General features: G+C 74.2%; 11 protein-coding genes and 1 pseudogene. 3 read left to right on the top strand and 9 right to left on the bottom strand.

Translation table 11 applies throughout. The features are described 5' to 3' along the window. Window positions 1–91 precede the first annotated feature (91 nt). The 8 genes from GA0070558_RS02395 to GA0070558_RS02360 all read right to left on the bottom strand — a co-directional run bounded on the left by GA0070558_RS02395 (window position 92) and on the right by GA0070558_RS02360 (window position 9539). Window positions 92–1231 (bottom strand): ABC transporter permease, encoded by a 1140-nt coding sequence (locus tag GA0070558_RS02395; protein ID WP_091275071.1) that lies wholly within the window; start codon window positions 1229–1231, stop codon window positions 92–94. After that, complete coding sequence (locus tag GA0070558_RS02390; protein WP_091275068.1) at window positions 1228–2802, bottom strand: sugar ABC transporter ATP-binding protein; 1575 nt, start codon at window positions 2800–2802, stop codon at window positions 1228–1230. The genes GA0070558_RS02395 and GA0070558_RS02390 overlap by 4 nt, the downstream gene beginning before the upstream one ends. Next, entirely contained in the window at window positions 2799–3977 is a 1179-nt protein-coding gene (locus GA0070558_RS02385; RefSeq protein ID WP_077938787.1) for an ROK family protein, read from the bottom strand. Before GA0070558_RS02385 ends, GA0070558_RS02390 begins: the two co-directional genes overlap by 4 nt. Window positions 3978–4506: 529 nt before the next feature. Continuing rightward, the gene (locus GA0070558_RS02380; RefSeq protein ID WP_077938786.1) at window positions 4507–5049 is read right to left on the bottom strand and encodes a hypothetical protein; all 543 of its coding nucleotides are present in this window, start codon (window positions 5047–5049) and stop codon (window positions 4507–4509) included. Beyond that, a complete protein-coding gene (dnaG, locus tag GA0070558_RS02375) occupies window positions 5049–6923 on the bottom strand; it encodes a DNA primase (RefSeq protein ID WP_091275065.1) in 1875 nt (624 codons plus the stop codon). The genes GA0070558_RS02380 and dnaG overlap by 1 nt, the downstream gene beginning before the upstream one ends. Before the next feature lie 101 nt (window positions 6924–7024). Beyond that, window positions 7025–7855, bottom strand: coding sequence for a siderophore-interacting protein (locus GA0070558_RS02370; RefSeq protein WP_091275062.1), 831 nt, complete (start codon window positions 7853–7855; stop codon window positions 7025–7027). An 86-nt stretch (window positions 7856–7941) separates the two neighbouring features. Next, on the bottom strand, window positions 7942–9177 hold the full coding sequence (locus tag GA0070558_RS02365) for a deoxyguanosinetriphosphate triphosphohydrolase (protein ID WP_091275059.1): 1236 nt from the start codon (window positions 9175–9177) through the stop codon (window positions 7942–7944). A gap of 11 nt (window positions 9178–9188) precedes the next feature. Further along, entirely contained in the window at window positions 9189–9539 is a 351-nt protein-coding gene (locus GA0070558_RS02360; RefSeq protein ID WP_091275055.1) for a VOC family protein, read from the bottom strand. A 279-nt stretch (window positions 9540–9818) separates the two neighbouring features. Here GA0070558_RS02360 and GA0070558_RS02355 point away from each other — a divergent pair, with 279 nt between their 5' ends. Further along, window positions 9819–10319 (top strand): roadblock/LC7 domain-containing protein, encoded by a 501-nt coding sequence (locus GA0070558_RS02355; RefSeq protein WP_228986780.1) that lies wholly within the window; start codon window positions 9819–9821, stop codon window positions 10317–10319. Between the two features lie 122 nt (window positions 10320–10441). On the opposite strand, the gene ppdK is transcribed toward GA0070558_RS02355, so the two are convergent. Further along, window positions 10442–13150 (bottom strand): pyruvate, phosphate dikinase, encoded by a 2709-nt coding sequence (gene ppdK / locus GA0070558_RS02350; RefSeq protein WP_091275052.1) that lies wholly within the window; start codon window positions 13148–13150, stop codon window positions 10442–10444. 313 nt (window positions 13151–13463) lie between these two features. Here ppdK and GA0070558_RS02345 point away from each other — a divergent pair, with 313 nt between their 5' ends. Beyond that, a complete protein-coding gene (locus tag GA0070558_RS02345; RefSeq protein WP_091275049.1) occupies window positions 13464–15212 on the top strand; it encodes a beta-N-acetylhexosaminidase in 1749 nt (582 codons plus the stop codon). A 446-nt stretch (window positions 15213–15658) separates the two neighbouring features. Further along, a pseudogene (locus GA0070558_RS33790) lies at window positions 15659–15846 on the top strand (C39 family peptidase); the annotation flags it as partial.

The raw sequence follows: 15846 nt of genomic DNA, 5'->3' as shown, positions 1-15846 counted from the left end.
GAAGAAGGGTGTGGTGCGCCGAGCCACCGTCGGTGCGACGGTCGCCGGATGTGCTGGGCGGTGTGGTGCCTCGGGTGGTGGTGCGGGTGGATCAGGTGGTGGTGAGGCGGTTGCGGCCGAGGAACTGGGTGAAGCTGCGGAACTGGAACTGCTGGATCAGGACGGCGGCCACGATGATCCCGCCCTTGACCATGTTCTGGGCCTCGGTGGAGAGGCCGTTGATGGCGAAGAGGTTGGTGATGGTGGAGAAGATGATCACCCCGAGCAGGGAGCCGACGATGGTCCCCCGCCCGCCGCTGAGCAGCGTGCCGCCGATGATCGCGGCGGCGATCGCGTCCAGCTCGTAGAGGTTCGCCATCGCCGCCTGGGCGGAGTTGGCCTGCGCGGTCAGCATGATCGCGGCGATGCCGCAGCAGAGGCCGGAGAGCGCGTAGAGCAGCACGGTGTGCCGCCGCACGTTGATGCCGGCGAGCCGGGCCGCCTCCGGGTTGCCGCCGACGGCGACGGTGCGCCGGCCGAACGTCGTCCGGTTGAGCAGCACCCAGCCGGCGATCACCACGGCGGCGAGGATGTAGACCAGCAGGGGGATGCCGAGCGGGCTGGTGCTGGCGATCCCGTTGATCACACTGTTGCCCGACACCTGGGTCTGCTTGTCGGAGATCTCCGCGGCCAGGCCCCGGGCGGCCACCATCATGGCCAGGGTGGCGATGAACGGCACCAGCTTCCCGTACGAGACGAGCAGGCCGTTGACCAGGCCGACGCCCAGCCCGACGGCGAGCGCCGTGAAGATCATGCCGCCCGCGCCGTAGCTCTGGGTGGCCAGCGTGGTGGCCCACACCCCGGCCAACGCCACGATCGCGCCGACCGACAGGTCGATCCCGCCGCCGATGATCACGAACGTCATGCCGACGGTGACCACGCCGACCACGGACGCGAGCTTGAGGATGGTGAGGATGTTGTCCCACACCCAGCTCGAGTTGCCGTACAGGTCGGGGCGGGTGGCGATGCCGATCACGACCAGCACGACGAGGACGCCGATCAGGCCGAGGTTGCGCCGGGCGCCCTCGCCGCTGTCGCCGCGCCAGAAGGAGAGCCGGCCGGTGGCCGGGGCGGCCCCGTGATGACCGGGGCTCTTGGCGGCCGCCGAAGTCGCGGCGGGGTCCACGGGCGGGGACTGGGCCGGCAGCTCCGCCGGCCGCTCCGGTGTGGCGGTGGGTGTGCTATCGGTCATGCTGGTGCGCCTTCCATCAGCGACCCCGCCATGACGAGGTCGAGCACCGTGTCTTCGTCCAGTTCACCGGCGGGCGCCTCGCGCACCATCCGGCCCTCGCGCATCACCAGCACCCGATCGGCCAGGCCGAGCACCTCGGGCACCTCGCTGGAGACCAGCAGCACCCCGACGCCCTGGGCGGCCAGCCCCCGGATCACCTGGTACAGCTCCGCCCGGGCGCCGACGTCGACGCCGCGGGTGGGCTCGTCGAGCAGCAGCAGCTTCGTGCCGCCGAGCAGCCAGCGCCCGACCACGACCTTCTGCTGGTTGCCGCCGGAGAGGGTGCGCACCGGCCGGCGCACGTCGCGGGGACGCAGCTCCAGGGAGTCGGCGACCCCCTCCGCCTCGGCCCGCTCCCGCCCGGCGTCGGTGAAGCCGAGGCGGGCGAACCGGCCGAACGTGGCCAGCGTGACGTTGCGGAAGATCGGCTCGCCGAGCAGCAGCGCCTGACTCTTGCGCTCCTCGGGGGCCATCCCCATGCCGGCCCGTACCGCCGCGCCGACGCTGCCCGGGCGCAGCGCGCGCCCGCCCATCCGGACCGCGCCGGCGTCCGCGCGGCGGGCGCCGTAGATGGTCTCCAGCAGCTCGGAACGGCCGGAGCCGACCAGCCCCGCGATGCCGACGATCTCGCCGGCCCGCACGCGCAGCGACACGTCGGCGAACTCCCCGGCCCGGGTCAGCCCGTCGACCTGGAGCAGCTCCGCGCCGGCGCCGGTGTCGGCGGGACGGTCCGGGAAGACGTACTCGATGTTGCGGCCCGTCATCTTCGCAACCAGCTCGCTGGTCGGGGTGTCGCGCGCCGGCAGGTTCGCCGCCGTGGTCCGGCCGTCCTTGAGTACGGTCACCCGGTCGCCGATCTCGCGGATCTCCTCCATGCGGTGGGAGATGTAGATGACGGCGATGCCCTGCGCGGTCAGCTCACGGATGATCCGGAACAGGTTGCCCACCTCGTCGTGGGCCAGCACCGCGCTCGGCTCGTCCATGATGATCAGTCGGGCCTCGTGGGAGAGCGCCCGGGCCATGCTGACGATCTGCTTGCCGGCCGCCGGCAGCGCCCGCACCATCCGGCCCGGCGGGATCTCGCCGTGGCCGAGCCGGCCCAGGATCTCCCGGGTCCGGCGGGCCATGTGGCCGCGGCGGACGAAACCGCCCCGGCGCGGCTCGTGGCCGAGGAACGCGTTCTCGGCGACCGACAGGTCGTCGACCAGGTCGAGTTCCTGGTAGATCGTGGCGATGCCGGCGCGCATGGCGGCCTGCGGGTTGGCGAACTCGACCGGCTGGCCCCGCCACTGCACCTCGCCCGAGTCGGGGCGGTGCACCCCGGCGAGGACCTTGATCAGGGTGGACTTGCCGGCGCCGTTCTGGCCGAGCAGGCAGTGCACCTCGCCGGCCCGCACCTCGAGCTGCACCCCGCCCAGCGCCCGTACGCCGGGGAAGGTCTTCACCACGTCGGTCAGCCGCAGCACCACCTCACCGGCCACGGTGTCGGCGGGGGCCTCGACCAGCGGGGCCGCGTTGTCGTCCTGGCTCATGACGCCTCCCCGAAGGCCACATCGCTGGCGAGCACGGCGGCGCCGGCCACCCCGGCGCGCGCACCCAGCTCGGACAGGACGACCGGCAGGTTGCCGGTGGCCAGCGGCAGCGACCGGCGGTAGACCACGCTGCGGATCTCGGCGAGCAGGATGTGGCCCAGCCTGGCCAGCCCGCCGCCGATCACGATCATCGACGGGTTGGTGAAGCTGACCAGCCCGGCCAGCACGCCGCCGACCCGCCGGCCGCCGTCGCGGATGAGCTGGATGCAGACCACGTCGCCCTCGATGGCGCCCTCGGCGACGTCCTCCGCCGTGACGGTGCCCCGGGTGGACAGTCGCTCGGCCAGGGCCGGCGAGGAGCCGTTGCGCGCGGCGGCGTTCGCGTCGCGGGCCAGGGCGGCCCCGCTGAACAGCGCCTCCAGGCAGCCGGCGTTGCCGCAGGAGCACGTCGGCCCGTGCGTGTCGACCTGGATGTGGCCGATGTCCCCGGCGCAGCCGTCGGTGCCCCGGTAGACCTCGCCGCTGAGGTAGATCCCGCACCCGATACCGGTGCCGATCTTGACGAACAGGAAGTCGTCCACCGAGTGGGCGACGCCGCCGTGCCGCTCGCCGATCGCCATGATGTTGACGTCGTTGTCGACCACCGCGGGGCAGCCGTGCTCGCGGGTCAGCAGCTCGCGGACGGGGAAGCGGTCCCAGCCGGGCATGATCGGCGGCGAGACCGGCACGCCGTCGCGGAAGCTCACGGGCCCGGGGACGCCGATGCCCACGGCGTGCAGCCGCTCGTACGCCCCGTCGACCCGGAACTTGTGCAGCAGCTCGTTCACCCGCTGGAGGGTCACCTTCGGACCGTTGCGGATGTCGGCCGGCTCCGCGTACGCGGCGACCGGCTCCAGCCGCCCGTTGACCACCTCGACGTCGATCGAGCTCGCGCCGAGGTCGACCGCCGCGAAGCGCAGCTGCGGGTTGAGCTCGACCAGGGTCGACCGGCGCCCGCCCCGCGACGCCGCGAGGCCGGCCTCGGCGACGTAGCCGAGGTCCACCAGCCGTTCCAGCTCGGCGAGCAGCCGGGGACGCGGCATCTCCAGCCGGTCGCCCAGCTCCGCCCGGGAGACAGCTCCCTCGTCGCGGAGCAATCGCAACAGCCGCAGGTGCAGGGGCTCCACCGTTCGCACCGGCAACTCACCTCCGCATCGGAGTCGTTCACATCGACGAAATCGCGACGTGTTGTGTGCGACACAGTAGAAGCGTTCTGCAGCTGCTGTCCAGAGCTTCGGCCGATCTGACCACAACTTTCGTCCGTTCGAACAAAAGCAAGTAGTTGATCTGGGAAAGGTGCGGACGAAACCGTCAGCCGGCCACCGACCCGCCACCAAAGGGACACGGTCCGCCAGCCGCTACCTCACCGTGGGTGAACACGGGCGCGGCGAGGGGGCCGAGCCGGGGCCTCACGCTGCGTGTCGACCTGCCCGCCCCGCCAGAGACCCACTGTCCCCTTTGCTCTGCACCCACCCGCGCAACGCTCGCCTGAGCAGCGCATCTGCGGCGTCCGTCAGGGCGGGCCTGCCGACCCCGGACAGCGCTGCGTAACCCGCTGCGTCCGTGGGTGCAGAGCAAAGGGCCGAGGACGGGTGGCGGGGGTCGGGCTGGTGGTAGCGCTGCGTCACGCGCCGAACGAGCGTCGCCGACCTCGTCGGCGGGACCCTAGAGGTCGGTGGGGGCCGTGGCGGCGCGGGCGGCGGCGACCAGGCGGTCGGTCTCGGCGACCACCGCCTCGTCGTCGGCGGGGGTGCCCGGGTCGTAGCGGACCGTCCAGGTCAGACCGTCCGCCCCGGGCACGCGGCGGGCGGCGATCCGGCCGGCGCCGCCGGGCACCGGGTGGTGCTGGGTGTACGCCACCGAGCGGGTCACCCGCGCCCGCACCTGGTGCGGCAGCTCACCCGGTTCGAGCAGCAGGTACGTCTCGGCGGGGCCGTCGGCCACCAGCACGTACCCGGCGCGTTCGGCGAGCCGCTCGGCCGGGGTGACGGTCAGCTCCCGTCCCGACCAGACGGCCTTGAGGACGTCGTGCCAGCCCAGCCGGGCGTCCCGCCCCGGCAGCCAGAGCCCCAGGTTGGTGGCGACCAGCACGCCGGCGCCCGGACCGCCGGCCTCGCCTGCGGCGGCCCAGGCCAGCACCCGCTCGGCGTCGGCCAGCGGCGGGCGGGCCGCCGCAGGCAGCTTCGGCTTGCGACTGAACAGCCCCATCACAGCCCTCCCGCGGCCTGCTCGCGCAGCGCCCGTGCGTGCTGCTCCAGCGACAGCAGCTCCCCGAAGAGCGCGAAGTACTCGTCCTTGTTGCTGACCGGGTTGATCCGCTGGATCTTCGACTTGAGGTCCCGGATCCGGCCGGTCACCGAGCCCCACTGCAGCCGGGCGATGGTCACCGAGACGTACCGGGGGTCGGGCTCCCCGTCGATGCGCAGCGGCTCCACGGCCAGCTCGCCCACCAGGGCCTGGGCGGCGAGGTCGGCGCAGGCGTCGCGGACCGCCTCGACCCAGACCGCGCCCTGCGTGGCGGCGGCGGCCCCGCCGGCCGCCGCGATCGCCTCCCGCACGGCCACGTGCACCGGGTGCTGGTATTCCGCCGCCTCGACCGCGTCGAACATCGGCCCGGCCAGCACCGGCTCCTGGAGGGCGAGCTTCAGCGCCTCCCGCTCGACCAGCGACATCGGGCTGTCCGCGCCGGGCGCGGGCCGGGCGGCGCGCGCCGGTGCCGCCGCCGCGCCCCCGGCGGGCTGGCCGGCGGCGGCGGCGAGCACGGCCCGCTGCACCGGCTCGATCTCCATGCCGAGGTCACCGGCGAGCTTGCGGACGTACTCGGGGCGCTTCTCCCGGTCCTTGATCTTCGCGACGATCGGCGCGGCCCGGCGCATCGCCTCCACCCGGCCGTCGACGGTGTCCAGGTCGTACCGGTTGATGACGTGGCGCAGCGCGAAGTCGACAAGCGGCTCGCGGCGGGCGACCAGGTCGCGCACCGCCAGGTCGCCCTTTGCCAGGCGCAGGTCGCACGGGTCCATGTTGTCGGGGCTGACCGCGATGAAGGTGCGCCCGACGAAGCGCTGGTCGTCGTCGAACGCGCGCAGCGCCGCCTTCTGCCCGGCGGCGTCGCCGTCGAAGGTGAAGATGATCTCGCCGGCCACGTCGTCGGTGTCCAGCAGCAGCCGGCGCAGCACCGAGATGTGGTCCGCGCCGAACGCCGTGCCGCAGGTCGCCACCGCCGTCGGGACGTCGGCCAGGTGGCAGGCCATCACGTCGGTGTAGCCCTCGACGACGACCACCTTGCCCTGCTTGGCGATCTCCCGCTTGGCCTGGTCGATGCCGTAGAGGACGTGCGACTTCTTGTAGATCGGCGTCTCGGGGGTGTTCAGGTATTTCGGGCCGTCGTCGTCGTCGAACAGCTTGCGGGCGCCGAAGCCGATCGGGTCGCCCGTGATGTCCCGGATCGGCCACATCAGCCGGCGGCGGAACCGGTCGATCAGGGTGCCGGAGCGCGACGGGCGGGACAGCCCGGCCGTGACCAGCTCGTCGTGGGTGAAGCCCTGCTGACGCAGGTGCTTGGTGAGCAGGTCCCAGGCGTCCGGGGCGAAGCCGCAGGCGTAGCGCTGGGCGGCGGCCCGGTCGAAGCCCCGCTGGGCGAGGAACTCCCGGGCCGGGCGGGCGCCGGCCGTGCCGAGCTGCGCCTGGTAGAACTCGACGGCGGCGGCGTGCGCGGCCACCAGGCGCTGCCGCTGCCCCTGCTGGGGGCGGGCGGCGCGCGGGGCGGCCTGGTCGTTCTCGACGTACCGCAGCTGGATGCCGGCGCGGGCGGCGAGCCGCTCGACGGACTCGACGAAACTGAGGTGGTCGGCGTCCATCAGGAACTTGATCGCGTCGCCGCCGGCCCCGCAGCCGAAGCAGTACCAGACGTTGCGGGCGGGCGAGACGTTGAACGAGGGGCTCTTCTCGTCGTGGAACGGGCACAGCCCCTTGAGGTTGCCGCCGCCGGCCGACCGGAGCGTCACCGTGTCCGAGATGACCTCGGCGATCGAGGTGCGCTCCCGGACCAGCGCGATGTCCTCGTCGCGGATCCGCCCAGCCATTCGCCACCCCCTCGGCCCTACATCCTGCCCTGCCGGGGTGACCCACGCGGCGTCGGGGGGACGGCGGGCGGAGGCGTCCCCCCGACGTCCCGATCACCGCGTCAGGCGGGCGTGGTGGCCTCGTCCGCCTCGACCTGCCGGTTCCAGTCGGGCTTCGTCGAGCGCCAGCCCTCGTCGTCCATGCCCCGCCGCCAGTAGCCGGAGATCGACAGCCACTCCCGGGGCACGCCGCGCTCGACGCGCAGCAGCCGGCGCAGCTCGCGGACGAAGGTCGCCTCGCCGTGCACGAACGCGTGCACCGTGCCGGGCGGGAAGTCCAGCGCCCGCACCGCCGCCACCAGCGCCTCGCCGACCGGCCGGTCGCCCCGGTGCAGCCAGGTCAGCTCGACGTCGCCCTTGCTGGGCAGCGGCTGCGCCTCGGCGGCGTCGGCCACCTCCAGGTAGACCCGCGCCGGGGCGCCCGCCGGGAGCCGTTCCAGGGCGGCGGCGATCGCCGGCAGCGCGCTCTCGTCGCCCACCAGCAGGTGCCAGTCGGCGTCCGGGCTCGGCGCGTACGCCCCGCCGGGGCCGACGAACCGCACCGGGTCGCCGGGGCGCAGCCGGGCCGCCCAGGGGCCGGCCACCCCCTCGTCGCCGTGGTGCACCACGTCGATGGTCAGCTCGCCGGCCGCCGCGTCGAAGGATCGCACCGTGTACGCGCGCAGCCGCGGCCACTGCTCGGCGGGCAGGCGGCGGATCGCCGCGAGGTCGACCGGCTCCGGATAGGTCACCCCGTCCGGCGGGAAGACCAGCTTCACGTAGTGGTCGGTGTGCTCGCCCACCGGGAGGCCGGTCAGCTCCTCCCCGCCGAGCACCAGCCGGATCACGTGCGGGGTGGGCCGCCAGGTCCGCAGGACCCGGGCGGTGGTGACCTTCTTCGGGCGCTCCGTCATGCGCTTAGGCTAGCCTAAGTCCGCTCGGGTGCCCACCGGCCGCCCGCCGCCGCCCGCCGGCCCGTTCGCGCCCCTGGCCTCGGCGTTCAGTCGGCCCGCAGCCGCTCGTGCCAGGCAACGGCGGCCGGGTCGGTGAGCGAGGCGACCTGGTCGATCACCACGCGCAGCCGGGCGGCGTCGTCCGGGGCGTCCCGCCACAGCGGGGCGAAGACCGGGTCCAGCGCCTCGGGGGCCCGTCGGGTCAGGGCGGAGACCAGCTCGGCGAGGATCTGCCGCTGCCGCTCGTACCGGCACCGCGCGCCGGGGCGGCGCATCACGTAGCGCAGCGCCAGCCCCTTGAGCAGCGCGCACTCGGCGCGGACCCGGCGCGGCACCACCAGGTCGGCCGCGTACCGACGCAGCGGGCCGGGCCCGCAGCGCTCCCGGGTGGCGGCCACCGCGGTCGAGACGAACCGGCCGGTGAGCACGCTGGTGGTCGCCTTCAGCGCGGCCTGGGCCCGGTGGCTGCCGTCGTAGCCGGCGAGCGGGGCGAGCACCGGGTCGGCGAGCAGCTCGACCAGCACGACGCCCAGGTCCGCCGGGGACTCCCCGGAGTAGGTGGCGGCCACGTCGGCGCAGAGCGCGGCCCGCTCGTCGGGGTCGGCCAGCAGCGGGCCGAGGCCCACGTACCCGCCGTGGACGCCGTCCTCGACGTCGTGCACCGAGTACGCCACGTCGTCGGCCCAGTCCATCACCTGGGCCTCCAGGCAGCGCCGCCCCTCGGCCGGGGCACCGGCGCGCAGCCAGTCGAAGACCGGCCGGTCGTCGGCGTACACCCCGAACTTGCCGCCCGCCGGCCGGCGCGGCCACGGGTACTTCGCGGTGGCGTCGAGCGACGCCCGGGTCAGGTTGAGCCCGGCGGACCCGCCGCCCGGGGCGAGCACCTTGGCCTCCAGCCGGGTGAGCACCCGCAGCGTCTGCGCGTTGCCCTCGAAGCCGCCGCACGACGCGGCGAGCTGGTCCAGGGCGGCCTCGCCGTTGTGCCCGAACGGCGGGTGACCGAGGTCGTGGGCCAGCCCGGCGGTGTCCACCACGTCGGGGTCGCAGCCCAGCCGGGCCCCCATCTCCCGGGCGATCTGCGCCACCTCCAGCGAGTGGGTCAGCCGGGTACGCAGGAAGTCGTCGGTGCCGGCGGTGTGCACCTGGGTCTTCGCGGCGAGCCGGCGGAACGCGGCCGAGTGCAGGACCCGCGCCCGGTCCCGCTCGTACGGCGAGCGGCCCGCGCCGGTGTCCTTGGCCGGCTCGTCGACCCAGCGCGCGCCGGCGGAGTGCTGGTCGCTCACCCGCGCACCGGCTATCCCCGCTGCCGCAGCACGCAGAACTCGTTGCCCTCGGGGTCGGCGAGCACCGTCCGGCCGGCGTCGCCCTGGCCGACGTCGACGTGCCGGGCGCCCATGTCGACCAGCCGCTCGACCTCGGCCTCCTGGTCGGCCGGGCGCAGGTCGAGGTGGAGGCGGTTGCGGCCCTGCTTGTCGCCGGAGACCGGCAGGAAGACGATGCCGGGGAGCCGGTCGGCGGACTGCCGGATCTCCACCTCGCCGGGCCGCTCGGCCACCACCCGGTAGCCCAGCGCCTCGGCCCACCAGCGGGCGAGCCGGGCCGGATCCCGCGCGACCACGGTGAGACTCTCCCAGACGCTGGTCATGCGGTTCCACCCTCCACCGGCGATACGACATCCTTCGCGAGCGCCCCCAGGCTACGCCTGACGGCTGCCGACGGCGCGGCGACGACTCCCCGCGCGACGAGTCCCCGCCCGGCGGCGCGCAACAGCCGATCAGTCGAGAGTTGTCGGCTAATCGCCGACCGTGACGGGTCGCGGTCCACCATGGCGACCGGTAGCGTTCCCAGAGCAGAACGTTACCGATGATCCGCACACCTGAATCAGATCCGAACCAGATGAATCGGACGACGGGAAGTGACGCTCGTGGACGCTGACACGGTGCTGGAAACGGAACTACGGGGGCTGCGCCAGCGCCGGCCGGAGGTCGCCGGGGGCGTGCTCGCCGGCACCGACGGCCTGCTCATCTCCAGCGACCTGCCGACCACCGACGCCACCCACCTGGCGGCCCTGGCCGCGGCCAGCTTCGGCCTCGGCCACCGGGTCGCCGACACGGTCCGGCACGGCGAGTTCCAGGAGTCGGTCGTGTTCACCGCCCGGGGCTGCGTGGTGACCTACCCGGCCGGCCGGCACGCGCTGCTGACCCTGGTCACCGGGGCCCGCACCGACCTGGAGACCCTGCACCGGGAGGCCCGGGAGGTGGCCGCCCGGACGGGCTCGGCCTTCGACCAGGAGCGCAGCGCGCCCGTCAGCATGCCCGCGCCCGACCCGCGCGCGCCGCTGGCCATGCGGACCCCGATGGCGACCCTGCCGGGGCGCACCCCGAACGCGTCCCGCGCCACCGGCTGGCGGCGTCCGCCGATCTGAGCCCGCCGGCCCCGGTGGGTGATGCGTGCGGCTTCCCCACCGGGGCCGGCGCCGGACGCGGCGGCCGCCGGCCCGTCGTGCGGCCGGGCCCCGCCGGGCCGGCGGTGCGACGGCTCCGTCGCTCAGCGGCTGTCGGAGCCGACCGTCTCGACCGCCGCGCGGCCGGCCTCCAGCCGGGCCACCGGCACCCGGAACGGCGAGCAGGAGACATAGTCCAGGCCGACGGAGTGGAAGAAGTGGACGGACTCCGGGTCGCCACCGTGCTCGCCGCAGACGCCGAGCTTCAGCTCCGGCCGCGCCGCCCGGCCCTCCTCGGCGGCGATCCGCACCAGCCGGCCCACGCCGTCGCGGTCGATCGACTCGAACGGCGAGATGCCGAAGATGCCCAGCTCCAGGTAGCGCCAGAAGAAGGCCCCCTCCACGTCGTCGCGGGAGAAACCCCAGCCCATCTGGGTCAGGTCGTTGGTGCCGAAGGAGAAGAACTGCGCCGCCTCGGCGATCTGGCCGGCGGTCAGCGCCGCCCGGGGCACCTCGATCATCGTGCCGATCAGCACCTCGACGCCGCTGTCCCCGACCACCTCGGCGATGATCTTCTCGGCCTCGGCGCGCACCGTCTCCAGCTCCTGGACCGCCCCGACCAGCGGGACCATGATCTCCGGGCAGGCCGACCCGCCCTCGCGGGTGACCCGCACGGCGGCCTCGGCGATCGCCCGCACCTGCATGGCGAACAGGCCGGGGATGACCAGGCCGAGCCGCACGCCGCGCAGGCCCAGCATCGGGTTCTCCTCGTGCATCCGCCGGACGGCGGCGAGCAGCGCCTCCTCCTTGGCCACGTCCTCGCCGCGTTCCTGGGCGACGGCGACGTCGACCGCGAGCTGCTCCAGCGGGGGCAGGAACTCGTGCAGCGGCGGGTCGATCAGCCGCACCGTGACCGGCAGGCCGTCCATCTCGCGGAAGATCTCCACGAAGTCGTCGCGCTGCAACGGCAGCAGCGCGGCGAGGGCGTCGGAGCGCTCGGTGTCGGTGCGGGTCAGGATCAGCCGTTCGACCAGCTCACGCCGGTCGCCGAGGAACATGTGCTCGGTGCGGCACAGGCCGATGCCCTGCGCGCCGAAGCGCCGGGCCCGGGCGGCGTCCTCGCCCGTGTCGGCGTTCGCGCGTACCGCCAGCCGCCGGGCCGCGTCGGCGTGGGTCATGATCCGGTGTACGGCCCTGACCAGCGCGTCGTCGGCCTCGTCGGGGTCGAGCGTGCCCTCGAAGTAGCGCACCACCTCCGACGGCATGACCGGCACCTCGCCGAGGTAGACCTTGCCGGTGGTGCCGTCGATCGAGACGACGTCGCCCTCGTTCACGGTCTGTCCGGCGACGCTGAACCGCTTCGCCGGCACGTTGACGTCGATCTCGTCGGCGCCGGACACGCAGGTCTTGCCCATGCCCCGGGCGACCACGGCGGCGTGGCTGGTCTTGCCGCCGCGCGAGGTGAGGATGCCCTTAGCGGCGATCATGCCGTTGAGGTCGTCGGGGTTGGTCTCCCGGCGGACGAGGATGACCGCCTCGCCCTCGGCGGCCAGCTCGACGGCGCGGGCCGAGGTGAAGACCACCTTGCCGGACGCCGCGCCCGGCGACGCCCCGACGCCCTTGGCGACCGGCTCGAAGTCGTGGTCGAGCTGGAACCGGGGGAACATGAGCTGGGCGAGCTGCGCGCCGTTGACCCGGTGCAGCGCCTCGTCGAGGTCGATCAGGCCCTCGTCGACGAGCTGGCCGGCGATGACGAACGCCGCCGCGGCGGTGCGCTTGCCGACCCGGGTCTGGAGCATCCAGAGCTTGCCGCGTTCGATGGTGAACTCGATGTCGCACAGGTCCCGGTAGTGCCCCTCCAGCCGGGCCATGATGGCGAGCAGCTCGTCGTAGGACCGCTTGTCGAGGCGCTCCAGGTCCTGCAGCGGCACGGTGTTGCGGATGCCGGCGACGACGTCCTCGCCCTGGGCGTTGGCCAGGTAGTCGCCGTAGATGCCCTGTGCGCCGCTGGCGGGGTCGCGGGTGAAGGCGACGCCGGTGCCGGAGTCGGGGCCGAGGTTGCCGAAGACCATGGCCACCACGTTGACGGCGGTGCCGAGGTCGGCGGGGATGCGCTCCTGCCGGCGGTAGAGCACCGCGCGCTCGGCGTTCCACGACTCGAAGACCGCGCGGATGGCCAGGTCGAGCTGCTCGCGGGGCTCCTGCGGGAAGTCGCGGCCGGTGTGCTTGAGGAAGATCTTCTTGTACGCGTCGACCAGCCCCCGCAGGTCGTCGGCGTCCAGGTCGAGGTCGCTGGTGGTGCCCCGGGCGCGCTTGGCCTCGTCGAGCGCGTGCTCGAACTCCTCGCCCGGCACCTCGCAGACGGTCTTGCCGAACATCTGGATCAGCCGGCGGTAGGAGTCCCAGGCGAACCGCTCGTTGCCGCCCGCCTGGGCGGCGAGCCCGACGACGCTGCGGTCGTTGAGGCCGACGTTGAGGACGGTCTCCATCATGCCCGGCATGGAGAACTTCGCCCCGGAGCGTACGGAGACCAGCAGCGGGTCGTGCGCGTCGCCGAGGCGGCGGCCCATCCCCCGCTCCAGCGACTCCAGGTGCGCCTCGATCTGGCCGGCGAGCCCGTCCGGCTCCCGTCCGGTGGCGAGGTACGCCTTGCAGGCCTCGGTGGTGATGGTGAAGCCGGGCGGCACCGGCAGGCCGAGATTCGTCATCTCGGCGAGGTTCGCCCCCTTGCCGCCGAGCAGGTCCTTGAGTTCCTTGTTGCCCTCGGCGAAGTCGTAGACGTACTTGTGATCGACCGTCTCTTGCGCTGCCACCAGAGCCTCCCACGCGCGCCGGACTGACACTTAACGAAGGTTCAGTTTGCTGATACCCCAGGGCTGACCACCGCTAATCCGGTGCCGTCGCCGATCGGTGGGCGAAGGCTAAGCGAACATCGCATGACCTGGGACTACTTGGTGACAATCGGCACAGCCATCACGACTATCCGCGTCCGTACCGGTTTTTGGGAACGTTTCCACGAGCACGATCACGCATTTCTCGGCTCCCCTCGTACTCTTGACCGCACCGGTTCTGCCGAACTTCACCTTTGCCATATCCCTCGCAAATACACCCCCCGGAGTCCGCACCGTGCCGCCCACCGCGCCCCGCCCCGCCGAGCCCGGCCGCAGACCGCTCGACCCGACCGGACCGGCCGTCGACCCGACCGCGCCCGGGCCGGCCGCCGCCGACCTGGCCCACGCCGCCGCCCGCGCCGCCGTCGACCGGCTCGCGCCACCGGCCCCCGTCCGGCTGGGCGACGTGGTCCCCGCCCCGGAACGGGTCGAGCCCGACCCGGCCGCCGACTTCACGCTCCCCGCCGACGCGGCCGTCCGGGTCAGCCCCGACCCGGCCGCCCGGGACGTCGCCGAGCAGCTCGCGGCCCTGCTGCGGCCGGCCACCGGCTACCCGCTCCCGGTGACCGACGCCACGCCGCCCGCCGAGGGCCTGGCCCTCCAGCTCTCCGGCACGCCCGGCGACGCGCCCGGCCCGGTCGCCGCCGGCGCCGGCCCGGTCGCCGCGCTCGGCGCGGAGGGCTACCGGCTCGACGTGACCCCCGACGCGGTACGCCTCACCGCCGCCACCCCCGCCGGCCTCCTGCACGGCGTGCAGACCCTGCGCCAGCTCCTGCCGCCCGCCGTCGAGAGCCCCACCCCGGTGGCCGCCCGCTGGGCGGTGCCCGGCGGGGTCATCGTCGACCGGCCCCGGTTCGCCTACCGGGGCGCGATGCTCGACGTGGCGCGGCACTTCTTCGGCGTCGCCGACGTGCTGCGGGTGATCGACCACCTGGCCCGCTACAAGCTCAACCACCTGCACCTGCACCTCACCGACGACCAGGGCTGGCGGATCGCCGTCGACGGCTGGCCGAGGCTGACCGCCGTCGGCGGGGCGACCCAGGTGGGCGGCGGCCCCGGTGGGGCGTACACCCGGGCCGACTACCGGCGCATCGTCTCCTACGCCGCCCGCCGGCACGTCACCGTCGTCCCGGAGATCGACCTGCCCGGCCACACCAACGCGGCGCTGACGGCATACCCGCAGCTCGCGCCGGACGGGGTCGCGCCGCCGCCGTACACGGGCACCGAGGTCGGCTTCAGCTATCTCGACCCGGGCGACGAGCGCACGTACGCCTTCGTCGCCGACGTGCTCGGCGAGGTCGCCGCGCTCACCCCCGGGCCGTGGCTGCACATCGGCGGAGACGAGGCGTTCAAGGTCCCGGCCGACGCGTACGCCCGCTTCGTCGCGCGGACGCAGGGCATCGTCGCCGCCACCGGCAAGACCGTGGTCGGCTGGCACCAGATCGCCCCGGCCGGGCACGCCGACGGTCGGGTGCTGCAGTGGTGGGGCACCGGGGGCGACGACCCCGGGACGGCCGAGGCGGTGCGGCGCGGCGCGCGGGTGATCCTCTCCCCCGGCAACCGCGCATACCTGGACATGAAGTACGCCCCGGACACCCCGATCGGGCACGACTGGGCGGGCCTCATCGACGTGGAACGGGCGTACGACTGGGATCCGGGCACGCACCTGGGCGGCGTGCCCGCCGAGGCGGTGCTGGGCGTGGAGGCCCCGCTCTGGACCGAGTCGGTGACCTCGCTGGCCGAGATCGAGTTCATGCTGCTGCCCCGGCTGCCCGCCCTCGCCGAGCTGGGCTGGTCGCCCCGCCGGACGCACGACTGGGCGTCCTTCCGCCGTCGCCTCGCCGGGCACGGCCCCCGCTGGCACACCGCCGGCATCACGTTCCACCCCGCCCCGGAGATCCCCTGGCCGACCACGGGCCCCACCGGGCTCCCCAGCCCTCGCCCGGCACCGCAGCCCACCGCACCCACGGCCGACCTGCCCTGACTCCGGCCGACCGCCCCGACCCGGGCGGGCCTCGGCGGTTCGTGGCCGGCGGGGGTGGAACCGCCTCGGCGCGTCGTGTCGCCGAGGCGGCCACCCATCCGGGCGGGCCGCGACCCGAGGGATGCCCGGTTTGCGCCACGGCGTCCCGTGGGCCGGGTCACCCCGACGGCGGAATCGGCGTGGGGGTGGGGGCGTTGTAACTGGCATGCGACCGGGGCTCTGCCGCCCGGTCGGGCCCCCGAACCGCCCCACCCCCGCCCCGCACGCCGGGACGCCGGGGGCCGGGAACCCCGGAATGCCGATGGGGTCGGGGTCGTTACACCCTCCGGACGCCCGAGCAGGCCCCCGCCGCCGGGTCGTCCTTCCCCCGGACTTTTCTTCGCGGTGCCGCCGCGCGTATCCCCCTTTCGCGGTGCCGTCTCCCCCGAGCAGAGGAGCACGCTGACATGCGTACCGATCTGATTCGTCGTACCGCTCTGACCGTTGCCGGTATCGCTGCGACCGCTGGTGGGATCGCGGGTCCGGCGCTGGCCGCGCAGGCCGCTCCCGCCGAGCGGGCCGCCACCGTGCAGGCCGAGCGCCGCCCGGCGGGTGAGCGCCAGCTGGACGTGCGCTACGAGGCGCAGCCCAACTT

The organism is Micromonospora haikouensis, assembly GCF_900091595.1.
GTDB lineage: Bacteria > Actinomycetota > Actinomycetes > Mycobacteriales > Micromonosporaceae > Micromonospora > Micromonospora haikouensis.
The sequence above is the reverse complement of the archived record's forward strand: the minus strand, read 5'-3'. Positions and strand labels throughout refer to the sequence as shown.